Consider the following 22,048-nt stretch of genomic DNA (forward strand, 5'->3'; position numbering starts at 1 on the left):
GGACGGGATCGGACGCCCGGGCGGTGCGGTACGGCCGGCCGGGCACGCGCCGGCGTGGATCGTGGACGCGGGCCGGACCGGCGACAGTGGACGGTCCGGGCGGACCCGGTCACGAACCCGGGGCAGGCGGCGGTGACGCTCGGTGAGGTGGGTACGACGGCGGCGGGCCGGAGCGTGGCCGCACCGGCGCTGCTAATACGTATTACCATCCATCTTTCTCGAATGCTGCTCGCTGCCGGGCACGCCTGTCAAGAGCTCCGGCCGAATCCGATGGCGATGCAGGCGCTGAGCGGCCGCACAGCGGTAGCCCTTCCGGCTAATACGCATTACTCCAGCGAGTTCATCGCCAGGAAATCTGTGTTCACCCCCTTGACACCGACCGGGTCGGGCGGCCAGGCTCCTCCCTACACCGAGCGCTAATGCGTATTAGCGCCGCCGGAAGGACCCCCCGTGACCGCAATCCCCCGACGTGTCACTCAGCGTGACATCGCCCGGCTGGCCGGCGTGAGCCAGGCGACCGTGTCCCTGGTGCTCAACAACCGGGCCGACGCCGACGTGCGGATCGCGCCGGAGACCCGGGACCGGGTGCTGCGGGTGATCGCCGAGACCGGCTACGCCGCCGACCCCGTCGCCCGCCGGCTCGCCGCCCGCTTCAACCGGATCATCGGCGTCTTCACCTACGAGCCCGCCTTTCCCAGCGGCAGTCGGGACTTCTTCCACCCCTTCCTGCTCGGCATCGAGGAGTACGCCGAGCGGGTCGGCTGCGACCTGTTGCTGTTCACCAGCGCGCCGGTCGTCGACGGCCGGCGCCGGATCTTCCACCAGGACAACCGGCTGCGCCTGGCCGACGGCTGCCTCCTGCTCGGACGGGAGATCGACGGCGCGGAGCTGCACCGGCTCAACCGCGACGGCTACCCGTACGTCGCGGTGGGCCGGCGGGACGACGCCGGCGGGCCGGTGCCGTACGTCGGGGCCGACTACGCCACCGCGGTGGGCCAGCTCGTCGAGCGGGCGCTCGCCCACGGCCACCGCCGGCTGACGTACCTGAGCATGGGCACCACCGCGGAGTCCTCGGAGGACCGGCGGCGCGGATACGTCGCGGCCGCGACCACCGCGGAGAGCGCCCGCCACCGACCGGCCGCCGCCGACGACGCCGACGCGGTCCTCGACGACCTGCTGGCCGACCGCAGCACCGTCGCCTTCGTGGAGGACTTCGCCACGGCGGTAGCGGTGGAGCGGGCCGCCCGCCGGCGGGGACTGACCGTGCCCGGCGACCTGTCGCTGCTGACCCTGGGCGACCCGACGGTCCCCGTCCCGACCGACCTCGCCTTCACCGGCTTCCACATCCCCCGCGAGGAGATGGGCCGGCAGGCGGTCGAGGTGCTCACCCACGTCATCGACGGCAGCGCCAGCGGCGTCCAGCAGCGGTTGCTGCCCTGCGAACTCGTCGAGGGCGACACCCTCGGCGCCCCCGAACCGGCGGTCGGCCGCCGCTGAGCGGCGACCGCGCAACACGGAAGGAAGCAAGTGGCACAGATGCGTGCGGACGTCCTCGTCGTGGGTGGCGGGCTGGGCGGCGTCGCGGCGGCCCTCGCCGCCGCCCGCGCCGGCCGGTCCGTCATCCTGACCGAGGAGTTCGACTGGCTCGGCGGGCAGCTCACCAGCCAGGCGGTCCCGCCGGACGAGCACTCCTGGATCGAGCAGTTCGGGGCCACCGCGAGCTACCGGGAGCTGCGCGACGGGATCCGCGACTACTACCGCCGGAACTACCCGCTCACCGAACGGTCCCGCGCCTGGAGCGACCTCAACCCCGGCGCCGGCTGGGTCAGCCGACTCTGCCACGAGCCGCGGGTCGCCGTCGCCGTCCTCGAGGGCCTGCTCGCGCCGTACCGGGGCTCCGGCCGGCTCACCGTGCTCCAGCCGTACCGGCCGGTGGCCGTGGACATGGACGGGGACCGGGTGGTCGGGGTGATCGTGGCGCACCGCGACCGGGACGAGCGGATCGACCTCACCGCCCCGTACGTGCTGGACGCGACCGAGGCCGGCGACCTGCTGCCGCTGTCCGGCACCGAGTACGTCACCGGGTTCGAGTCGCAGGCCCAGACCGGTGAGCCCAGCGCGCCCGCCGAGGCGCAGCCGATGAACATGCAGGCCGTCTCGGTCTGCTTCGCCATCGACCACGTCGACGGCGACCACACCATCGACCGGCCGGCCGGGTACGACTTCTGGCGCGACTACAAGCCGGACTTCTGGGGCGACCGGCTGCTCTCCTGGCGGTCCCCGCACCCGCGCACCCTGGAGATCGTCGAGCGCAGCTTCACCCCCAACCCGGACGACGACCCGCTCACGGTCAACGCCGACCAGCGGCTCAACCCCGGCGACGGCAACCTGTGGACGTTCCGGCGCATCGCCGCCCGGCGCAACTTCACCGACGGCGCGTACGGCAGCGACATCACCCTGGTCAACTGGCCGATGATCGACTACTTCGAGGGCCCGGTCATCGACGTGCCGAACGCGTCGTGGCACCTGACCAAGGCGCGCGAGCTGTCCTACTCCGTCCTGTACTGGCTGCAGACCGAGGCGCCCCGGCCGGACGGTGGCACCGGGTTCCCCGGGCTGCGGCTGCGCGGCGACGTGACCGGCAGCCGGGACGGGCTGGCCCAGGCGCCGTACATCCGGGAGTCGCGCCGCATCCGCGCCGAGTACACCGTGGTGGAGCAGGACCTGTCGCTGGCCGTGCGCGGCGCGCACGGCGCGGTGCGGTACCCGGACTCCGTCGGGGTGGGGATGTACCGGATCGACCTGCACCCCTCCACCGGCGGCGACAACTACATCGACGTCGGCTCCTGCCCGTTCGAGATCCCGCTCGGCGCGCTGATCCCGCAGCGGGTGGAGAACCTGCTGCCCGCCGGCAAGAACATCGGCACCACGCACGTCACCAACGGCAGCTACCGGCTGCACCCGGTCGAGTGGAACGTCGGCGAGGTCGCCGGCCTACTCGCCGACTTCTGTCTGGCGCGGGGCGAGTCCCCGCGCGCGGTCCGCGGCACCCCCAGCCTGCTGACCGAGTTCCAGGACCGTATCTCGTCGGCCGGCGTGGAGCTGCGCTGGCCGACGATCGCGGGCTACTGAGACAACCCCCGGTGAGGAGATGATTGTGAAGACAGGAAAGGGTTTTCGGGTCGCCGCCGCGGCGCTGGCCGGTGTCCTCGCGCTGTCCGCCTGTGGCGGTGGCGACGACGGGGCGTCGGACGGCCCGGCCAGTCTGCGGATGACGGTCTGGTCCGCCAACGAGGCGCACCTGAAGCTGTTCAACGAGATCGCCGACGAGTATCGCAAGAGCCACCCGGACGTCAGCGCCATCACCTTCGACCCGCTGCCGTTCGAGAACTACACCACCACCCTGACCACCCAGATCGCCGGCGGCAACGCCCCCGACCTGGCGTGGGTGTTCGAGAACTCGGCCCCCGACTTCGTCGCCTCCGGCGCGCTGCTGCCGCTCGACGACACGCTCAAGAAGGCCGAGGGCTACCAGTACGACGACCTCTCCCCCGCCACCCTCAAGCTCTGGCAGGACGGCGGCAAGCTCTACGCGTACCCCTTCTCCACCTCGCCGTTCGGCGTCTTCGTCAACACCGACCTGCTCAAGAAGGCCGGGCAGAAGACCCCGGCCGAGCTGATCGCCGCCGGCCAGTGGACCTGGGACACCGCGCTCGCCACGGCCGCGGCCGCCGCCAAGGCGAGCGGCAAGGCCGGCATGGTGATCCGGGACTTCGACTACAAGGGCTGGGACAACCTGTCCACCTTCTGGACCGGCTGGGGCGCCCAGGCGTGGAGTCAGGACGGGAAGTCCTGCGGCTTCGCCGCCCCGGAGATGGTCGACGCCATGACCACCCTGCACAAGGCGATCTTCACGGACAAGGCCCTGCCCGGCCCGGGCACCACGGCGGACTTCTTCGCCGGGGACGCGGCCATGACGGTCACCCAGATCTCCCGCGCCTCGCTGCTCAAGGACGACGGCTTCGCCTGGGACCTCGTCCCGCTGCCCGCCGGGCCGAAGGGCAACTACGCGGTGGTCGGCCAGGCCGGCGTCGGGGTGTTCAAGAAGAGCAAGCACGCGGACGCGGCGGCGGACTTCCTCGCCTTCCTCACCAACCCCACCAACTCGGCGAAGCTCGCCCAGTTCTTCCCGCCGCCGCGGCAGTCCCAGCTGACCGCGGAGACCCTCGCCAAGACCAACCCGAAGCTCAAGCCCGAGCAGTTGCAGAAGGTGGTCATCGACGGCATCACCAGCGGCGTGGTGAAGCCCAGCCACGCCGGGCAGGCCGAGCTGAGCCAGCAGGTCCGCGCGGGCCTCGACCCGCTGTGGAAGCCCGACGCGGACGTGAAGGCCGTCCTCGACGGCGTCTGCGCCAAGATCCAGCCGATGCTGGCGAAGTAGGGCAGCCGGATCATGTCCCAGACGGACACCAGGGTGGGCGAGGCGCAGGCCCCGCCCGCCCTGGGCCGCTCCCGGCCCTACTGGACCAGCCGCCGCCGCGACCACCTCGCCGGTTACCTGTTCATCGCCCCACAACTGCTCGGCAGCCTGGTCTTCGTGATCCTGCCGCTGGTGCTGGTCGTCTGGTACAGCCTGCACGAGTGGAACGTGCTCGCCGGCACGTTCGACTTCGTGGGCGCCGACAACTACAGCGCCCTCGCCGACGATTCCAACCTCGGGTCGGTGCTGCGGGCCACCGGGCTCTTCTCGGTGGGCCTCGTGGTGTTCAACCTCGGCCTGGCGCTGCTGCTCGCCGTGCTGCTCAACCAGCGGCTGCGCGGCACCATCGTCTTCCGCACCCTGTTCTTCTCGCCCGTCGTCGTCTCCCTGGTGGCGTGGACGATCGTGTGGGGCTTCCTGTTGCAGGACAACGGCGGCATCAACGGCCTGCTCGACACGATCGGCGTGGACGGGCCGAACTGGCTGCGCGGCGAGGGCACCGCCATGCTCTCGGTGATCGTGGTGCAGGTCTTCAAGAACGTCGGCCTGAACATGGTGCTGTTCCTGGCCGCCCTGCAGGGCGTGCCGGCCGAGCTGTACGAGGCCGCCGAGGTCGACGGGGCGAGCCGGATGCGCCAGTTCTGGCGGATCACCGTGCCGCTGATCAGCCCGACCATCCTGCTCACCTCGATCATCACCGTGGTCGGGTCGCTGCAGGTGTTCGCGCAGATCGCGGTGCTCACCCAGGGCGGGCCGGGCACCTCCACCACGGTGCTCGTCTACTACCTGTACCAGCAGGCGTTCCAGTTCCATCACTTCGGCTACGGCGCGACCCTGTCGATCGTGCTCTTCGGCATCGTCCTCGCGCTGACCGTGCTGCAGTGGCAGATGCGCAAGAGATGGGTCTTCCATGAGTCGTGACCTGTCGCCCCGGACCAAGCTGGTGCTCTACGGAGTGCTGCTGGTGCTGGCGATCCCGTTCGTCTTCCCGACCTGGTGGATGGTCACCTCGTCGCTGAAGCCGGTGTCGGACATCTTCGCGTTCCCACCGCAGCTGCTGCCGGTGCACCCGCGGCTGGACGCGTACCAGCGGGTGTTCGAGTTGCAGCCGTTCGGCCGGCAGTATGTGAACAGCCTCTACATCGCGCTGGTCGTCACCGTCGGCACGCTCGCCGTGTCGGCGCTGTCCGGGTACGCCTTCGCCCGGATCCGGTTCCGCGGCCAGAACGTGTTGTTCCTGGTGGTCCTCGCCGGCCTGCTCATCCCGAGCGAGGTGACGATCGTGCCGCTGTTCCAGATGTTCTTCAAGCTCGGCCTGATCGACACCCACTGGCCGCTCATCCTGGTGCCGATCCTCGGCGCTCCGAGCGTGCTGGCGACGTTCATCATGCGGCAGTTCTTCATCAGCCTCCCCGGCGAGTTGGAGGAGGCCGCCCGCGTGGACGGGCTGGGCCGCTTCGCCACCTTCTGGAAGATCGCCCTGCCGCTGTCCCGGCCCGCCCTGGGCGCGGTCGCCATCTTCACCTTCCTGCACAGCTGGAACCTCTACCTGGAGCCGATCGTGTTCCTCTCCTCGCCGGAGAAGTTCACCCTGCCCCAGGCGCTCACCCAGTTCGTCGACGCGTACGGCGGACCGATGTGGAACGTCCAGCTGGCCGCGGCGTCGATGACCGCGCTGCCGGTCCTGGTGGTGTTCGTCCTCGCCCAGAAGCAGTTCGTCGAGGGCCTGGCGCACACCGGCCTGAAGGGATGAGTCACCCGGTCGTCGGCCTGGACATCGGCGGCACGAAGACGCTGGCCGCGCTGGTCGGCCCGGACGGAAAGCCGCGCGACCAGCGTCACGCGCCCACTCCCGCCCGGTCCGGGCCGGCCGCCGTGCTCGACACCGCCGCGCGGCTCGCGGCGGACCTGCTCCCGGCCGCCGGCAGCGGACCGCTCGGGGTGGGCACCGCGGGCACCGTCGACCCGGCGACCGGCACCATCCGGTACGCGACCGGCAGCCTGCCGGGCTGGACCGGCACACCGGTCGCCGAGGCGCTGGCCGCCCGCCTCGGCCGCCCGGTCCGGGTCGCGAACGACGTGCACGCCGCCGCGCTCGCCGAATGCTGGGTCGGCGCCGGCCGGGACAGCCGGCACCTGCTGCTGGTCGCGGTGGGCACCGGGCTGGGCGGGGCCCTGGTCCGCGACGGTCACGTCGAGACGGGCGCCCGAAGCGCCTCCGGTGGGGTGGGTCACCTGCCGACGCCGGGCGCCGAACGGCTGCGCTGCGGCTGCGGCCGCTACGGACACCTGGAGGCCATCGCGTCCGGCACCGGGCTCGCCGCCGCGTACGCCGAGGAGACCGGCGAACGGGTCAGCGGGCGGGCGGTCGCCGACCGCGCGGCGGCCGGCGACCCGACGGCACGGCAGGTGGTCGACCGGGCCGGCGCCGCGCTCGGCCGGGCCCTCGCCGGGCTGGTGGCGCTGCTCGACCCCGGCGCGGTCCTGCTGGCCGGCGGGGCGGCCGAGACCCTGCTGCCCGCCGCGGCAGCCGCCTACGCGGCGGACCTGCCGCCCGCCTGGGCCCACGTGCCCCTGCGACCCGCCGCGCTCGGCCCCCACGCGGTCGCCGTGGGGGCCGCTCGGTTGGCGATGGACGGACGACCGTGACGGAGGGAACCACACCGGTGAGCGTGCTCGACGACCTGGCCGGCGGGCTGATCGTGTCCTGCCAACCACTGCCCGACGACCCCGACGACCCGATGCGCGACCCCTACGTCCAGGCGCGGGTGGCCGCCGCCGTGGTCCGGGGCGGCGCGGTGGCGGTCCGCGCCAACGGGCCGGCCGACGTCCGGGCAATCCGCGCCACGGTCGACGTGCCGGTCATCGGCCTGTACAAGCACGGCACCGCCGACGTCTTCATCACCCCGACCGCAGGGCACGCGGTCGAGGTGGCGCTGGCCGGGGCCCACCTCGTCGCGGTGGACGCCACCGACCGGCCCCGCCCCGACCGGCGGACCTTCGCCGACACCGTCCGTGCGCTCCGCGACCGGACCAGCGCCCTGGTCCTCGCCGACGTCTCCACCCTCGCGGAGGGCGTGGCCGCCGTCGAGGCCGGCGCGGACGCGCTGGCCACCACCCTCTCCGGGTACACGGCGGCGAGCCCGCACACCGATGGGCCGGACCTGGCCCTGGTCGCCCGGCTCGCCGCCGCGGTGCCGGTGCCGGTGATCGCCGAGGGCCGGTACCGGGACGCGGAACAGGCCGGCCGGGCCTTCGCGGCGGGCGCCCACGCCGTGGTGATGGGCAACGCCGTCACCTCGCCGCTGTGGATCACCCGCCGGCTGGTGGCGGCCATCCGGCCCGCCGGGTGACCGCCCTGCGGGTGGTGGTCCCTTCGCCGGCCGGCCGGGAAACGGGGCTCGGGAGTGCCGGAAACCGGCCCACCTAAGGTGGACGGCGGAGCTTCATCACTGCTGGAGGTGCTCGTGGACCGGCGCGTACTGGCGCTCGACGAGGTGGCCGCCTGGTCGGGGCCGCCGCTGATCCTCTTCGTCGGGATCGACACCGGCGGCTCCCTCGTCCACCGGGTGTTCGACCGGTGGGCTGCGGTGTTGGGGCAGCCGTGGACCCTGCGCGGCGTCGACCTGCCTTCGGACACGTCGGCCGCGACCTACCGCCGGCTCGTCGGGGCGATGCGGGACAACCCGGCGGTGCACGGCGCGGTCGTCACCGCGCACAAGCTCCGCCTGTACCGCGCCTGCGCCGCCGACCTGACCCGCAGCGACCGGCTCGTCGGCCTCACCCACGAGGTCAACAGTCTGGCGACCGCCGACGGCACCGTCACCGCGTACGCCCGGGACGCCGTGTCCCTGGCCCACGTCCTGCCGACCCTGCTCCGGCACAGCTCCGCGCACGATCGCACCGACCTGAACGTGCTCTGCCTCGGTGCCGGCGGCGCCGCCACCGCGCTGCTGCTCACCCTGCACCTCGACATCGACGCCACCGCCGGCGCCCTGGGCCCCGTCGACCCGCCGGCACGCGTCACGTTCACCGACACCCGCCCCGAGGCGCTCGACGACCTGCGGCGCGTCGCCGACCGCGCGGGCATCGACGGCACCCGGCTCTCGTACGTGCCGGTCCTCGACCCGGGGGACAACGACGCCCTGCTCGCGGACCTGCCGACCCCGGCGCTGGTGGTCAACGCCACCGGGCTCGGCAAGGACGCGCCGGGCAGCCCGCTCAGCGACAAGGCCCCACTGACCCCGGACATGGTGGCCTGGGACCTCAACTACCGTGGCGACCTCACCTTCCTGCGGCAGGCCACCGACGCGGGGGCGCACGCCGTGGACGGCTGGGACTACTTCGTCGCCGGCTGGGCCGGCGGGCTGACCGCCGTGTCCGGGATTCCGCTCACCGGCGACCTGCTTCTCCGGCTCGCCGAGGCCGCGGCCGGGCACCGCCCGCGCCGGTGACCGCCGCGGCCCGGCGCCGCCCGCGCTGGTAACCGCCGCGGCCCCCGGCGCCCGCGTCAGACGGCCGCGCCGTCGCTCAGCTCGACGGCCAGGGCGTCGAGCTGGGACGTGATGCCCTGCTGGCGCCAGGCCGGCTGCTCGTGGCCGTCCAGGTAGGTGCCCTGCTCGGTCAGCACCAGGCGGGTGCCGGCACCGTCGGGCACGAACTCCACGCTGGTGATCGAGACGGTCGCCAGCGTGTCGTCGGCCGACAGGGTGGCGCTGCACACGATCCGCTCGCCGGGTCGGATGTCCTGGTAGTGGGCCTCGAAGGTGAGCAGCTTGCCGTCGTGTCGGCCGGTCACCCGCTCCCGGCCGCCGAGCCGGAAGTCGAGCTCGTGCTCGGCGCCCTGCCCCGCGAACCACCGGGCCTTGACGCCCGGATCCGCCCAGGCGGAGAACACGGTGGCGGGCGGGACGGGGTAGTGGCGTTCGAGCGTGAACGTCGAGTGGTTGATCGGTGCGTCGGTCATGATCGGTCCTCTCCTTCCGCTGCGGGGTCTGCGGGCCCGCGCCCGGTCAGCACGTCGTCGAGACGGTCCAGGCGCCGCTCCCACGTGGTGCGTTGGGCGGCGAGCCAGGCCTCGGCCGCGCGGAGCACGGCCGGCTCCACCCGGCAGGTGCGGACCCGCCCGGCCTTCTCCGAGACGACGAGACCGCTGCTCTCGAGCACTTGGAGGTGCTGGAGCACCGCGGGCAGCGACATCTCCAGCGGGCGGGCCAGCTCGCTGACCGAGGCCGGCCCGCGCACCAGCCGCTCGACGATTCCCCGCCGGGACGGGTCGGCGAGCGCGTGGAACACCCGGTCCAGCGACCCCTGATGGTTAGGCACATGCTTAGCTTTCCCCCGTCGGCGACAATAGTCAAGTGTTTGCTTAACCATTCGGGGGAGGATTGTCCGCCGCGTTTGCCGGCGCGAGGCGGGGGAAGACCCGGCCGACCGGGCCGGCCGCACCGACGGGACCCGCCGCGCCCGGCGTCCGGCAGCACCGGCGATGCCGAGGCAGACCCGAGGAGGAGCCAGGATGACCGCAGGCAGGAGTTCCGTACCGGCGGGCAGCCGACCGACCGGGGCCCGGAAGGCCACCGGGGCCAAGAAGGCCCCGATGAGCCGGAAGGCCGCCGCGAAGAAGGTCGCCGCGGCCACCAAGCGGGCCACCGGCGCGAGCGCGGCCAAGACCCCCGGCGGGAAACCCACGGCGACCACGGCCCGCGTCGCCCGGAAGAAGGACACCGCCGCGACCACCGCCACGCCCACCCGCAAGCCGACGGCGAAGGCGGCCACGGCGAAGAACGCCCCGCCGAAGAAGGCCACAGCGACGAGGGCCGCGACGAAGAAGGCGGCCGCCAAGAAGGCCGCGCCCACCCGGGCCCGCACCACGTCCGCCACCCGGGCGCCGGCGAAGAAGGCCACCACCATGGAGTCGTTCGGCAACCGACGTACGCCCCGCAAGGCCTGACGGACCGCACACCTCGCCCAGACCGGGGCAGGTTCGCCGCGGGTAACGCGCGCGGACCGGCGGTGCCGGGTACGGACGGTGTGCGCGACGGCGAGGATCGACGACGTCAGGCGCGCGGCTCGGGGCAGCACACCGTGAGCGCCCCCGGCACCGAGCGGACCTTGAGCTTGCGGATCGCGCCGCGCGCGCCACCGTCCAGTTCGTACGTCCGCGGGGCGGCGAAGCGGACCTTCACCCTGCGGGCCCGGACGATCTGGACGAACGGCGAGTCCTCGGACCGCCCGGCAGCCATCCGGCCCAGCGTGCGGGCCCAGTCGATCGCCCCGCTCGCGGTCGACACCCCCACCTCCAGGCAGCCGTCGTCCGGACGTGCGTCGTCGAACGCGGGGATGCCGCCGGTGATCGTGCCGACGTTGCCGAACAGCACGCAGCTCGCGTCGCCGTCGAACCAGGTCGTCCCGTCCACCCGGATCCGCGTGTGCACCAGCTCGCCACGGACGTGCCGCAGCCCGGTCCAGACGTACGCCAGCCGGCCGAGCCGCCCCTTGAGATCCCGGTCCGCCTCGCGGATCAGGTCGCCGTCGAACCCGGCGCCGGCCATCACCGCGAAGTGCTCGCCGTTGATCCGGCCCAGGTCGAGCCGCCGTCGCCGGCCGTGCAGGCCGATCCGCACCGCCTCCGCCAGGTCCTCCGGAATGTCGAGGTTGGCGGCGAAGAGGTTCGCGGTGCCGGCCGGCAGGATCGCCATGGGCGTCCCCGACCCGGCGAGCGTGTCGGCGCAGCGCTGCACCATGCCGTCCCCGCCCCAGACGAAGACCAGCTCCGCGCCCTTCTTCAGCGCCGCGCGGACCTTCTTCGGCGCCTTGCGGCTCTTCGGCACCTCGTACCAGAGCGGGTCGTCGACGCCGGCGGCGGCGAGGGTGGTCCGCAGCTCGTCGAGGCCACCGCCGAGGCTCTTGCGGCGGTGCGCGACAACCGCGACCGTGCCGAGCCCGACGGCGGTCGGGGACGTGACGGGCCAAGCGTTGCTCGTGGTCATGGCCACGGCGTTACCCAGTCCACGTCGCCGCCAAGCGCGGCGCGGCGGCGGGTGACAGCGCCTCCCACACTGAGGGAGACCGCTTCCACGCCGCCAGGAGGGCTGCCGCCCGGAAACGGAGATCACCATGACGCTGCCCGCACCGGCCCGGCGCCGTCCGCCCCGTGTCGCCATGCCGTGGCGCGCCGGTCTGGTGTTCGTGGCCGTCACCGCCGCGCTGATCGCCATCCCATCGTTGGCCCGCTCCCCCTTCGGAGTCGCGCCGGACGAGTACCACCGCGGGGCGCACGCGGTCCAGGCCCTGCTGACCACCCTCGTGGTCGGCGCCATCGTCGTGCTGGCCTGCCGGTGGCTGGACCGCCGCCCGCTCGCGGCGCGGGGGGTCACCGGACGGGGGGCGGGGCGTATGGCGGTCGTCGGGGCCGCCGCGTGGTTGCTGCCGGCGGTGCTGGCGATCGCCGGCTGCGTCGCGATCGGCTGGGTACGGGTCGATCTGGTCTTCTCCCCTGCCGAACTCCTGCCGCTGGTGGCCACGCAGGCGCTCCTCGTGCTCCTGCTCGAGGCGCTACCAGAGGAGTTCGCCTTCCGCGGCTACCTGTTCGCCAACCTCTCCGAGCGGCTGGGGCCGTGGGCGACCGTCCTGACGCAGGCCGCACTGTTCGCCACCTGCGGGGTGCTGATCGGGGCGGTCCAGGACCCGACGCGGCTGCTCATCTTCCTCGGCTTCGGGATCGGCCTCGGATACCTGCGGTTGCTCACCGGCACCATCTGGGCCGGGGTGGGCCTGCACGTGGCCTTCCAGACCGTGGCACAGCTTCTCGGTGGCACGCAGGTGCCGGCCTTCTCGGTGACCGGGCTCGGCGTACTCGAGGTCGTCGCGTACGGTCTCGTGCCGTTCGGCCTCGGCCTACCGCTCGTGGCACGCCTGCTGCGCAGCCGGCCGGCGTGGCTGCCCACGTCCGGAGCGGTGCCGTCACCGTGAGCGGTGGGGGACGCGGCGCGGCGCGTCCCCCACCGGTCGTTCCTTACAGGCTTCGGGCGAGCCGGTCGGCCAGGATGCGGGTGAACCGGGACGGGTCGGCCAGCTCGCCGCCCTCGGCGAGCAACGCCATCCCGTACAGCAGCTCGGCGGTGTCCCGCAGCTCGGCCTGGTCGCCGCCCTGCTCGTGCGCCTTGCGCAGCCCGGCCACCAGCGGGTGGCCGGGGTTCAGCTCCAGGATCCGCTTCACCGAGGGCACCTCGTGCCCCATCGCTCGGTACATCTTCTCCAGCGTCGGGGTGAGGTCGTGGGCGTCACCGACGACGCAGGCCGGAGACGTGGTCAGCCGCGACGACAGCCGGACCTCCTTCACGCTGTCGGTCAGCGCGCCGCCCATCCACGTCAGCAGCTCGGCGAAGTCCTGGCGTTGCTGCTCACGCTCGGCCTCGGCCTCCTTGCGCTCGTCGTCGGTGTCCAGGTCGACCTGGCCCTTGGCGATCGAGCGCAGCGGCTTGCCGTCGTACTCGCCGACCCGCTCGACCCATACCTCGTCGACCGGGTCGGTGAGCAGCAGCACCTCGTGGCCCTTGGCGCGGAACGCCTCCATGTGCGGCGAGTTCTCCAGCATGGCCCGGGACTCGCCGGTGACGTACCAGATGTCGCTCTGGCCGTCCTTCATCCGCTCGACGTAGCCGCGCAGGTCGGTCTGCTCGGCCGGGTCGTGCGTGGAGGCGACGCTCACCAGCTCCAGGAGGGTGTCCCGGTTCTCGGTGTCGTCGATCAGGCCCTCCTTGACCACCGCGCCGAACTCGGTCCAGAAGGTCCGGTACCGCTCGGCGTGGTTGGCCTTCAGGTCCTTGACGGTGGCGAGGATCTTCTTCACCAGGCGCCGCCGGACGACCTGGATCTGCCGGTCCTGCTGGAGGATCTCCCGGGAGATGTTCAGCGACAGGTCGTGCGCGTCCACCACGCCCTTGACGAAGCGCAGGTAGCCGGGCATCAACGCCTCGCAGTCGTCCATGATGAACACCCGCTTGACGTACAGCTGGACGCCGCGGCGGCCCTGCGGCGCGAAGAGGTCCAACGGCGCGTGCGACGGGATGAAGAGCAGCGCCTCGTACTCGAAGGTGCCCTCGCCCCGCATGTGCACGATCTCCAGCGGATCGGCCCAGTCGTGGCTGACGTGCTTGTAGAACTCGTGGTACTCGGCCTCGTCGACCTCGTCGCGCGAACGCGCCCAGAGCGCCTTCATCGAGTTGAGCGTCTGTGCCTCGCGGGTGGTGGCGCCGTCCTCGCCGGTGCGCTCGACGGTCATCCGGATCGGCCAGGCGATGAAGTCGGAGTAGCGCTTGACGATCTCCCGGATCGTCCATTCGGCGGTGTAGTCGTGCAGGTTGTCCTCGGCGTCGGCCGGCTTGAGGTGCAGGGTGACCGCGGTGCCCTGGGGGGCGTCCTCGACCGTCTCGACCGAGTAGGTGCCCTCGCCGGTGGAGGCCCAGCGGGTGCCGTCCTCCTCGCCCGCCTTGCGGGTCAGCAGCTCCACCCGGTCGGCGACCATGAACGCCGCGTAGAAGCCGACGCCGAACTGTCCGATCAGCTCCTGCGACGCGGCGGCGTCGGAGGACTCGCGCAGTGTCCGCAGCAGCTCGGCCGTCCCCGACTTGGCGATGGTGCCGATGACCGAGACCACCTCGTCGCGGGTCATCCCGATGCCGTTGTCGCGAACGGTCAGGGTGCGCGCGTCCCGATCCACCTCGATCTCGATGTGCAGGTCGGACGCGTCGACGTCGAGGTCCTTGTCGACCAGGGACGCCAGCCGCAGCTTGTCCAGCGCGTCCGACGCGTTCGAGATCAGCTCGCGGAGGAAGACGTCCTTGTTCGAGTAGATCGAGTGGACCATCAGCTGGAGCAGCTGACGCGCCTCGGCCTGGAACTCCAACGTCTCGACCCGGTTGCCCACACCGTCTCCCTTCTCCGTCACGTGGGGGTTCGCGCACAGGATACGAGTCGTCACTCCGGCGGCCGGTGGCGGCGTCCGGCTCGGATATTCCCGCTGGCGGTGGCCGGGTCCGTGACCTAGCTGACTTTGCTTTCCCTAAGCCAGCTGGGTAGCGTCGTAACCATGACGGACTTCCTCGCCGAGCGAGACGCCTGGCTGACGACCAACTGCTCGATCGCCCGGGCAATCGACGTGGTCGGCAACCGCTCGACGCTCCTGCTGCTGCGCGAGGCGTCGATGGGCACCCGGCGGTTCGACGACTTCGCCGCCCGGGTGGGCATCAGCGAGCCGGTCGCCGCGGCCCGACTCAAGCAGCTCGTCGCCGACGGGCTGCTGGAGCGGCGGCCCTACCGGGCGCCCGGCCAGCGCACCCGGGACGAGTACGTGCTGACCGACAAGGGCGCCCAGCTGATGCCCGTACTGACCGCGCTGCGGCAGTGGGGCGACGCCTGGGCGGCCGACGCCGCCGGCCCGTCCGTGCGGGTCGAGCACCACGACTGCGGCGCGGAGGTGCACGCCGTGCTGCGCTGCGCCGCCGGGCACGACGTCGAACCCGGCGACACCGACATACACCCGGGACCCGGCGCGCTCCGCCGGGACCGCGACTGAACGTCCCACCCCTCCGTCTGACCCTTTCGCCACCTTTCACCCTTCGAGCACCAGGAGCACACCGATGAAGATCGCCGGACGCACCGCCCTCGTCACCGGAGCCAACCGCGGCTTCGGCCGGCGTCTCGCCGCCGAACTGGCCACCCGTGGCGCCACCGTCTACGCCGCCGCCCGTAACCCGGACACCGTCGACCTGCCCGGCGTGCGGCCGGTCCGGCTGGACATCACCGACCCCGCCTCGATCGCCGCGGCCGCCGAACTGGCCGGCGACGTCACCATCCTGGTCAACAACGCCGGCTCCGCCGGCGGCGCCGACCTGCTCGACGGCGATCTCGACGAGGTCCGGCAGGACATCGAGAGCCACTACTTCGGCACCCTGTCGATGGTCCGGGCGTTCGCGCCGGTCATCGCCGGAAACGGCGGCGGCTCAATCCTCAACGTCCTCTCCGTGGTGTCCTGGGTGACCCTGCCGCAGCTCGGCGGGTACAGCGCCGCGAAGTCGGCGCAGTGGGGCCTGACCAACGCGCTGCGCGGCCCGCTCGCCGAGCGGAACATCCGCCTGGCGGGCCTGCACGTCGGGTTCATGGACACCGACCTGGCCGCGCAGTTCACCGCGCCGAAGTCCGACCCGGCCGACATCGCCCGGATCGCGATCGACGGCATCGAGGCCGACGCGTACGAGATCCTCGCCGACGACCTCAGCCGGAAGGTCCAGGCCGGGCTCGCCGGCGGGGTGGCTGCCCTCTACCCGAACCTGCCCTGACCGACGGCATCGCGAATCGATCACTCCGGCGGGTGACGCGACCCGGTCGTCCTGACTTGCGAGCAGTCTGTTTCGTAGGTCAGGACGACCGGCAACTTTCATGATCCGTTCCGATGGCTGTCGCGGCGCACCCGTGCCACCGCCCCTATCGTGACCGGATGGTCAACAGAACCGGATCGAAGGACGTACCCTCCCTGAGCCGACTGGACCCATTCGACCGTCGGCGCTTCCTGCTGGCGGTCGGAGGCGGAGCCGCGGCGGTGGCATTCGCCGTGCAGCAACCGGCCCACGCCGGCCCGCCGTCCCCCGGCCCGAAGAAGCTGGACTACCCGTTCACCCTCGGGGTGGCGTCCGGAGACCCGTTGCCGGACTCGGTCGTCCTCTGGACCCGGTTGGCACCGCAGCCGCTCGCGCCCGCAGGCGGTATGACCGCACTCCGTCCGGTCCCGGTGGCGTGGCAGGTGGCCACGGACCAGAGGTTCTCCCGGGTGGTGCGCTCCGGCGTCGCGCAGGCCACGCCGGAGTACGCCTTTTCCGTGCACGTCGACGTCCGTGGCCTGCGCGCCGGCACCGACTACTGGTACCGCTTCTCCTGTGGAGGGCACGTCAGCGAGCCGGCCCGGACCAGAACGGCCCCGGCTCCGGGTGCGATGACGCCGCTGCGGTTCGCCTTCGCGTCCTGCATGAACTACCGGGCGGGCTACTTCCAGACCATGACCGACATGGCCGCCCAGGACCTCGACGTCGTCTTCTTCCTCGGCGACTACATCTACGAGTACCCCGTGCTCCAGCTCGCCCAGGGCAGGCAGCTGCCCACAGACCTGCCCGGTGAGGTTGTTCCGGAGACCACGACGCTGGAGCAGTACCGGTTGCGGTACGCGCTCTACAAGAGCCAGCCCGAGCTGATCCAGGCGCATCAGGTCGCGCCGTGGGCAGCGATGTGGGATGACCACGAGGTCTACAACGACTACGAGGCGACCACCGAGGAGCAACTCCTGCGGCAAGCGGCGGCCTACCGCGCGTACTGGGAACACATGCCGCTGCGCCGGCCGCAGCTGCCGCGGGGCCCCGAGGCGCGGCTCTACCGGCGTCTGGGGTACGGCGGCCTCGCCCAATTCGACATGCTGGACGCACGGCAGTACCGGTCGCCGGAACTGACGCCCGCCACGATTCCCGACTCTCCCGCCCGACGGGATCCGGCGCGCAGCATGCTCGGCGGGGAGCAGGAGCGGTGGTTCGCGCGCGGCCTGGCGACCTCCCGTGCACGCTGGAACCTGGTTCCGCAGGGCGTGCTGATGGCCCTGGTCAACACCGTCAACACGACGGAGCCGCGGCCGGCCACCTATTCAGCAGGCAACTGGGACGGCTACCAGGCGTCACAGAAGCGGGTGTTCGACGCCGTGGCCGGGGCCCGGCGGTCCGGGGCGCTCCGGAATTTCGTGGTGCTCACCGGGGATGTGCACTGCGGCTACGTGTCGGAGTTGCCCTCCAACCTCGACGATCCCACCTCGGAGCCGTTGGGGACCGAGTTCACCAGTCTCTCCATCACCAGCGCCCAGGACTTCAACCCCCAGGCGAACGAGGCCCGACAGATCCGGACGGCCGTCAACCCCCAGATGAAGTGGGCCGACCTCCACTGCGGCTACGTCACCGCGGAGCTGACCTCGCAGCGGCTGCTGCTGGACTACCGGGCGGTGGATCGGGTCAGCCGGCCGGACGACCCGGTCTACTCACTACGGCGATTCGTGGTGGAGGACGGCTCCTCCCGCGTCCACGTCGCCTGAGACCGAACGCGAACGGGTACGGGACCGGGCAGGGCCGCCGCCGGAGACGTCCGGCGGCGGCCCTTCGCGTCACCCGGTCAGCTCCCGCGGGCGCTCGCGACCGGCATCAGCAGCCGCAGGTGTAGTAGAGGATGTCCCAGTGGCTGCCCTCCTTGGTGTAGAGGTTTCCGGAGGCCGCCCGGTACTGGTAGCCCCAGCCGGAGATGTAGCCCAGGTAGGTGTAGTGCGACGAGATGTAGTTCTGGATGCACGTGCTCAGGGCGATGTCGACCTTGTAGCCGTTCCAGTGGCTGTAGGTGCCGCCGGCGTGGCCGGTCTCGGTGCCCGCGGTGATGGTGACGGCACAGCCGCTGGCCCGCTTGAACGTGATGATGCCGTCGATGGTCGCCTGCCGGATGCCGGCGAACGACGTGCAGGTCGGGTTGTTCCGGTCGCTGCAGTTGCCGCTCGATGTCCATGAGATGTTGGCCGCGCGCAGTTGCGAGGTGGCGCTGGAGTGGGTGATGGCGAAGGCCGGGCTGGCGAGCCCCAGCGCCGCGCCGAGCGCGGCGAGCGTGGCCACCACCAGCGTGAGCACGCGGCGGCGCAGGGTGGTTCGGGTGGACGACATGGCTCTCCCGTTCGCTCAGGGGTCGGAATTTTGCGAAAGAGGGGGCCGGCCTTGCAGGATTTCTACCAGAGATAGATGCATGTGACTAGATGGCGGCCGGCCACGGTTCGCCGTGCGGGAGTGTCTGACTCCCCCACTCCGACCCGGGCCGGCCGCCACCCGGTCAGCTCGCCTGGAGCGTCACGTCGTCGACCACGAAGCTGGTCTGGAGTGACGCGTCCTCAGTGCCGGTGAACGTCAGAGTCAACGTCTGGCCCGCGTACGCCCCGACGTTCAGCGTCCGTTGGACGTAGCCGGCGGCGGCGTTCAGGTTGGACCAGGTCGCCAGCGTGGCGGTGCCGAGCCGCACGGTCAGCCGGTCGTACGCGGTCGACGTGGTGGTCTCGGCGGTGTCGATGTGCAGCCAGAACGACAGCGTCGAGGCGGTGCAGCCCGCCGGCAGCGTCACCGACTGGCTCAGGGTGTCGGTACGGGAGCGCCCGTACCCGTCCAGCCAGGCCTTGTACGAGCCGGTCCGGGCCGGCTGGCTGGCCGAGTTGGTGATCACGCCGGAGGTGGCGGTCCACGGGCTGGCGCCGTTCTCGAAGCCGCCGTTGCCGATCAGTTGGCCACCGGCGCAGCTCCCGGCGCCGGTCACGGTGAGCGTGTAGGTGGCGGCCCGGGTCACCGAGCCGGTGCCGGTCACCGTGATGGTGAACGTCCCGGTCGCGGCCGTCGCCGACGCCGTCACGGTCATCGTCGCCGACCCGCCCGACGTCACCGACGACGGGCTGAACGCGACGGTCACCCCGCTGGGCATCCCCGACGCGGACAACAGCACCGTCTGCGCCGACCCCGCGGTGGTGGCGGTGCTGACGGTCGCCGTACGGGAGGCGCCCCGCGCGACACTGCCCGACGTGGGGCTCACCGCGACGGAGAAGTCGTCGCCCGGAACGCCGGTGCTGACCGCGAGCTGCCAGATGGCGTACGCGACGCCGTCCGCGGCCCGGTTCAGCACGGTCGCGCTGACGTTGCCGGTGGTGTCGCAGGAGCGGTGGTAGCACGGGTCGTAGGCCGAGTTGGCGGTGCCGCCCCACTTGGCCGCCTGGGCGCTCGTCTTGCGGGCGCCGGCGCCGGCGGCGTACCCGGACGTGGGAATGCCGGCCTGCTGGAACGAGTAGTCGTCGGAGCGACCCTGCCCCTCGACGTTCTCCTCCGGCTGAAGGCCCAGCGAGTCCCAGTACGCCTTCAGCGGCCCAGCCGTGGTCGACGTGATCCGGTTGATGAAGTAGCCGCCGTTGGTCGACCCGACCATGTCGAAGTTGTAGTAGCCCTTGATGTAGCCCCGCTGCGTGGCGCTCAGCGAGTTGACGTAGAACCTCGAACCGTTGAGACCCTGCTCCTCGTCCGTCCACCAGGCGAACCGGACCCGCTTGGTCATCGTCGGGTTCTGCTGGGCGAGCACCAGCGCGTTCTCCAGCAGCGTGGCCGAGCCGGTGGCGTTGTCGTTGATGCCCGGGCCGGCCGAGACGCCGTCCAGGTGCGCCCCGAACATGACCACCTGGTCGGCCGGGCCGCCCGGCCACTCGGCGATCAGGTTGTTCGACGGGTACGTACACGACGAACAGTACTGCTCGGAGACGGTGTAGCCGGCGGCCTGCAGCCGAGTCTTCACGTAGTTCACCGAGGCGGTGTAGCCGGCGGAGCCCGCCCGGCGATGGCCGCCGTTGCTGCTCGCGATGCTGCCGAACTGGGTCAGGTGCGCCTGCACGTTGGCCACAGCGATGTCCGGCGCCGCCAGTGCCACGACCGGCCCGGCCGGGGCGAGCAGTGCCGCCGGGGCCTGTCCCGCCGCGGCGAGCGGTTGGGCCGGGGCGAGCGGCTGGGCCGGGGCGGCGGCGATCGGCCGCCCACCGGCGGGGCCCGCGGACAGGGACGCCGTTGCCGGGTGGGCGGCCAGCGTCACCGCCAGCCCGGTGGACACGACGAGCGCGATCCGCACGCGCAACGTTCCGCGTCTCATGGAGACTCCTCGGGTCGGAGGGAGCTAGACAATGACACATGTCGATGCCATGCGACAGCGGCCGTTCGTCCGGAACCGCCGCCGGTTCGGCGCCGACGACCGGTGACGCCGAATGTGCCTGGTGCGCCAACCGGGCGCGCCCAGGCAGATCAGGAGCCAACGGCGGGGCGGGGCCGGCGGGCTGGGGCCGGCGGGCTGGGGCCGGCGGGCTGGGGCCGGCGGGCTGGTCGACCGGACCGGGCGAAGGGTAGGCGAGCGGGGCCGAGCGCCAGCGGGGTTTGGGGGCGGCGGTGATGCACGAGGACGTCGCCCATACCTCGCAAGGGGCTCGCGCGCAGCCCGGGACCGGCGGTCGCCGGGGCCGGGTCCAGCGGGAGTGCGGTGCCGCCACGCTTTGGAGCTGATGTCGAGAATGACTCAGTCGTGCCGCGACAACCACGGCTGTCGCAGCCATCCATCCGGAACGAGACCGCCAGGGCGGTGGGCCGGTTCCGGGTCGTGCGCAGGGCAGGACCGTCGTGCTCCCGAGCCTTTAGAGCTGATGTCGTAAACGACTCAGGCCGTGGAGGATCAGGCCCCGATGTCGTAAACGACGCAGCTCTAAAGGACCCAGGCTCCTCCCCGCGGGCACGGGCACCGGACGCACGCAGGACACCCGGCACCCAGCGAGCACTGCGGTGTCGCAGCCACGCGGGGCGGGGGTTGGCTGGTCTGTTGATCAAGAGGTTCGCGTCAGCAAGCCCGGCTCGGGCGACGCAAAGCTCTTGATCACCGGCCGGGGCGGGTGGGCGCGGATGGGCGGGCTGTCCGGTTCTCGGGGTGGCCGGGTGGGTGCGGTGTCCGGGTTTGGGGTCGGGTGTGGCGTGGCCGGGGCCACCCCGGTGGCGGAATCATGCCCGGGCCCGGGACGTTGAACATGACATGCCGCGCGGCCCCCCGGCCGCCGGCCCCCGGGAGAAGCACCCCGGCCGGAATGATCGGCCGCCCCGGGTCGTTGACATCCCCCGGAGACGCCCGAGCAGGCCCCGCCGCCAGGCGCACCTCCACCCCCCAATCTTCGGCACACACCCGCCCCCCGGCGGTATGTGCCGGGCACCCCCGAACAGAGAGGCACACATCATGCGTACCGATCTGATCCGCAAGACCGCCCTGACCGCCGTCGGGTTCGCCGCCGCCACCGGCGGCATCGCCGGCCCCGCCATCGCCGCCCACGCCGCCGACGCCAAGCCCGCCGCGGCCCAGGTCCAGACCGACCGCAAGAACCACAACGGCGAGCGTGAACTCAACGTCCGCTACGAGGCCCAGCCGAACTTCTACTACTGCGGCCCCGCCGCCACCCGCAACGCCCTGTCCGTCCAGGGCAAGAACATCGACGTCGACGCCATGGCCAAGGAAATGGGCACCACCGAAGCCGGCACCAACAGCATCAACGACATCACCCCGGTCCTGAACAAGGAAACCGGTAACAACGCCTACCACAGCGTCGAGATCAGCAGCACCAAGGCCGACGACAAGCAGACCGACAAGCTGCGCGACGACATCGTCCGCACCGTCGACGACGGCCGCGCCGTGGTCGCCAACATCGCCGGCACCACCACCGACACCGACGGCAACACCCACTCCTTCGAGGGCGGCCACTACATCAGCGTCATCGGCTACCGCGACGGCGGCAACACCGTCACCATCGCCGACAGCGCCGACCCGAACATGGCCTCCTACCGCATCAGCGTCGACCACCTCGCCGACTGGATCGCCACCCGCGGCTACTCCACCAACTGACCGGAGCAGCCACACGGACCGAAGGGCCGGCCCCCACAAGGGGCCGGCCCT

General features: G+C 72.0%; 20 protein-coding genes. 14 read left to right on the forward strand and 6 right to left on the reverse strand.

From position 1 onward, the window contains the following. Positions 1 to 450: 450 nt before the first annotated feature. From O7603_RS08765 to O7603_RS08800, 8 genes are all read left to right on the forward strand, one after another. Positions 451 to 1,497 carry a LacI family DNA-binding transcriptional regulator gene (locus tag O7603_RS08765; RefSeq protein WP_281575191.1) on the forward strand — a complete coding sequence of 349 codons (1,047 nt, stop codon included), beginning with the start codon at positions 451 to 453 and terminating at the stop codon, positions 1,495 to 1,497. Between the two features lie 39 nt (positions 1,498 to 1,536). Then, on the forward strand, positions 1,537 to 3,132 hold the full coding sequence (locus tag O7603_RS08770) for an FAD-dependent oxidoreductase (protein ID WP_281576642.1): 1,596 nt from the start codon (positions 1,537 to 1,539) through the stop codon (positions 3,130 to 3,132). Positions 3,133 to 3,151: 19 nt separating this feature from the next. Continuing rightward, positions 3,152 to 4,441 carry an extracellular solute-binding protein gene (locus tag O7603_RS08775; RefSeq protein ID WP_281575192.1) on the forward strand — a complete coding sequence of 430 codons (1,290 nt, stop codon included), beginning with the start codon at positions 3,152 to 3,154 and terminating at the stop codon, positions 4,439 to 4,441. 12 nt (positions 4,442 to 4,453) lie between these two features. Then, complete coding sequence (locus tag O7603_RS08780) at positions 4,454 to 5,401, forward strand: sugar ABC transporter permease (RefSeq protein WP_281575193.1); 948 nt, start codon at positions 4,454 to 4,456, stop codon at positions 5,399 to 5,401. Beyond that, positions 5,391 to 6,233, forward strand: coding sequence for a carbohydrate ABC transporter permease (locus O7603_RS08785; protein WP_281575194.1), 843 nt, complete (start codon positions 5,391 to 5,393; stop codon positions 6,231 to 6,233). Before O7603_RS08780 ends, O7603_RS08785 begins: the two co-directional genes overlap by 11 nt. Continuing rightward, positions 6,230 to 7,129 (forward strand): ROK family protein, encoded by a 900-nt coding sequence (locus O7603_RS08790; RefSeq protein ID WP_281575195.1) that lies wholly within the window; start codon positions 6,230 to 6,232, stop codon positions 7,127 to 7,129. Before O7603_RS08785 ends, O7603_RS08790 begins: the two co-directional genes overlap by 4 nt. Continuing rightward, on the forward strand, positions 7,126 to 7,833 hold the full coding sequence (locus tag O7603_RS08795; RefSeq protein ID WP_281575196.1) for a putative N-acetylmannosamine-6-phosphate 2-epimerase: 708 nt from the start codon (positions 7,126 to 7,128) through the stop codon (positions 7,831 to 7,833). Before O7603_RS08790 ends, O7603_RS08795 begins: the two co-directional genes overlap by 4 nt. 114 nt (positions 7,834 to 7,947) lie before the next feature. Then, positions 7,948 to 8,934: a hypothetical protein gene (locus O7603_RS08800; RefSeq protein WP_281575197.1), complete on the forward strand. Its 987-nt coding sequence runs from the start codon at positions 7,948 to 7,950 to the stop codon at positions 8,932 to 8,934. 56 nt (positions 8,935 to 8,990) lie between these two features. Here the strand turns inward: O7603_RS08800 and O7603_RS08805 are convergent, their stop codons facing one another. Together O7603_RS08805 and O7603_RS08810 are read right to left on the reverse strand one after the other, a co-directional pair. Beyond that, positions 8,991 to 9,446, reverse strand: a complete 456-nt coding sequence (locus O7603_RS08805; RefSeq protein ID WP_281575198.1) for an SRPBCC family protein — start codon at positions 9,444 to 9,446, stop codon at positions 8,991 to 8,993. After that, positions 9,443 to 9,805 carry a metalloregulator ArsR/SmtB family transcription factor gene (locus tag O7603_RS08810; RefSeq protein WP_281575199.1) on the reverse strand — a complete coding sequence of 121 codons (363 nt, stop codon included), beginning with the start codon at positions 9,803 to 9,805 and terminating at the stop codon, positions 9,443 to 9,445. Before O7603_RS08810 ends, O7603_RS08805 begins: the two co-directional genes overlap by 4 nt. A 193-nt stretch (positions 9,806 to 9,998) precedes the next feature. Here O7603_RS08810 and O7603_RS08815 point away from each other — a divergent pair, with 193 nt between their 5' ends. Beyond that, positions 9,999 to 10,433 (forward strand): hypothetical protein, encoded by a 435-nt coding sequence (locus O7603_RS08815; protein ID WP_281575200.1) that lies wholly within the window; start codon positions 9,999 to 10,001, stop codon positions 10,431 to 10,433. A 106-nt stretch (positions 10,434 to 10,539) separates the two neighbouring features. Here the strand turns inward: O7603_RS08815 and O7603_RS08820 are convergent, their stop codons facing one another. Then, positions 10,540 to 11,472 carry a diacylglycerol kinase family protein gene (locus O7603_RS08820; protein ID WP_281575201.1) on the reverse strand — a complete coding sequence of 311 codons (933 nt, stop codon included), beginning with the start codon at positions 11,470 to 11,472 and terminating at the stop codon, positions 10,540 to 10,542. A 127-nt stretch (positions 11,473 to 11,599) separates the two neighbouring features. On the opposite strand from O7603_RS08820, the gene O7603_RS08825 reads away from it, so the two are divergent. Next, the gene (locus tag O7603_RS08825) at positions 11,600 to 12,454 is read left to right on the forward strand and encodes a CPBP family intramembrane glutamic endopeptidase (protein ID WP_281575202.1); all 855 of its coding nucleotides are present in this window, start codon (positions 11,600 to 11,602) and stop codon (positions 12,452 to 12,454) included. Between the two features lie 43 nt (positions 12,455 to 12,497). Here O7603_RS08825 and htpG read toward each other — a convergent pair whose 3' ends face one another. Next, complete coding sequence (gene htpG / locus O7603_RS08830; protein WP_281576643.1) at positions 12,498 to 14,411, reverse strand: molecular chaperone HtpG; 1,914 nt, start codon at positions 14,409 to 14,411, stop codon at positions 12,498 to 12,500. A 162-nt stretch (positions 14,412 to 14,573) separates the two neighbouring features. Here htpG and O7603_RS08835 point away from each other — a divergent pair, with 162 nt between their 5' ends. The 3 genes from O7603_RS08835 to O7603_RS08845 all read left to right on the forward strand — a co-directional run bounded on the left by O7603_RS08835 (position 14,574) and on the right by O7603_RS08845 (position 17,606). Beyond that, complete coding sequence (locus tag O7603_RS08835) at positions 14,574 to 15,059, forward strand: helix-turn-helix domain-containing protein (RefSeq protein ID WP_281575203.1); 486 nt, start codon at positions 14,574 to 14,576, stop codon at positions 15,057 to 15,059. A 64-nt stretch (positions 15,060 to 15,123) separates the two neighbouring features. Continuing rightward, positions 15,124 to 15,822, forward strand: a complete 699-nt coding sequence (locus tag O7603_RS08840; RefSeq protein WP_281575204.1) for an SDR family oxidoreductase — start codon at positions 15,124 to 15,126, stop codon at positions 15,820 to 15,822. 158 nt (positions 15,823 to 15,980) lie between these two features. Further along, on the forward strand, positions 15,981 to 17,606 hold the full coding sequence (locus O7603_RS08845; RefSeq protein ID WP_281575205.1) for an alkaline phosphatase D family protein: 1,626 nt from the start codon (positions 15,981 to 15,983) through the stop codon (positions 17,604 to 17,606). A gap of 106 nt (positions 17,607 to 17,712) precedes the next feature. On the opposite strand, the gene O7603_RS08850 is transcribed toward O7603_RS08845, so the two are convergent. Together O7603_RS08850 and O7603_RS08855 are read right to left on the reverse strand one after the other, a co-directional pair. Further along, positions 17,713 to 18,216, reverse strand: coding sequence for a hypothetical protein (locus O7603_RS08850; RefSeq protein ID WP_281575206.1), 504 nt, complete (start codon positions 18,214 to 18,216; stop codon positions 17,713 to 17,715). Between the two features lie 163 nt (positions 18,217 to 18,379). Continuing rightward, the gene (locus O7603_RS08855) at positions 18,380 to 20,218 is read right to left on the reverse strand and encodes a M28 family peptidase (RefSeq protein ID WP_281575207.1); all 1,839 of its coding nucleotides are present in this window, start codon (positions 20,216 to 20,218) and stop codon (positions 18,380 to 18,382) included. Positions 20,219 to 21,337: 1,119 nt separating this feature from the next. On the opposite strand from O7603_RS08855, the gene O7603_RS08860 reads away from it, so the two are divergent. Then, the gene (locus O7603_RS08860) at positions 21,338 to 21,997 is read left to right on the forward strand and encodes a C39 family peptidase (RefSeq protein WP_281575208.1); all 660 of its coding nucleotides are present in this window, start codon (positions 21,338 to 21,340) and stop codon (positions 21,995 to 21,997) included. Positions 21,998 to 22,048: the final 51 nt, after the last annotated feature.

The sequence above is a fragment of the Micromonospora sp. WMMD812 genome (genome assembly GCF_027497215.1).
Lineage (GTDB): Bacteria > Actinomycetota > Actinomycetes > Mycobacteriales > Micromonosporaceae > Micromonospora.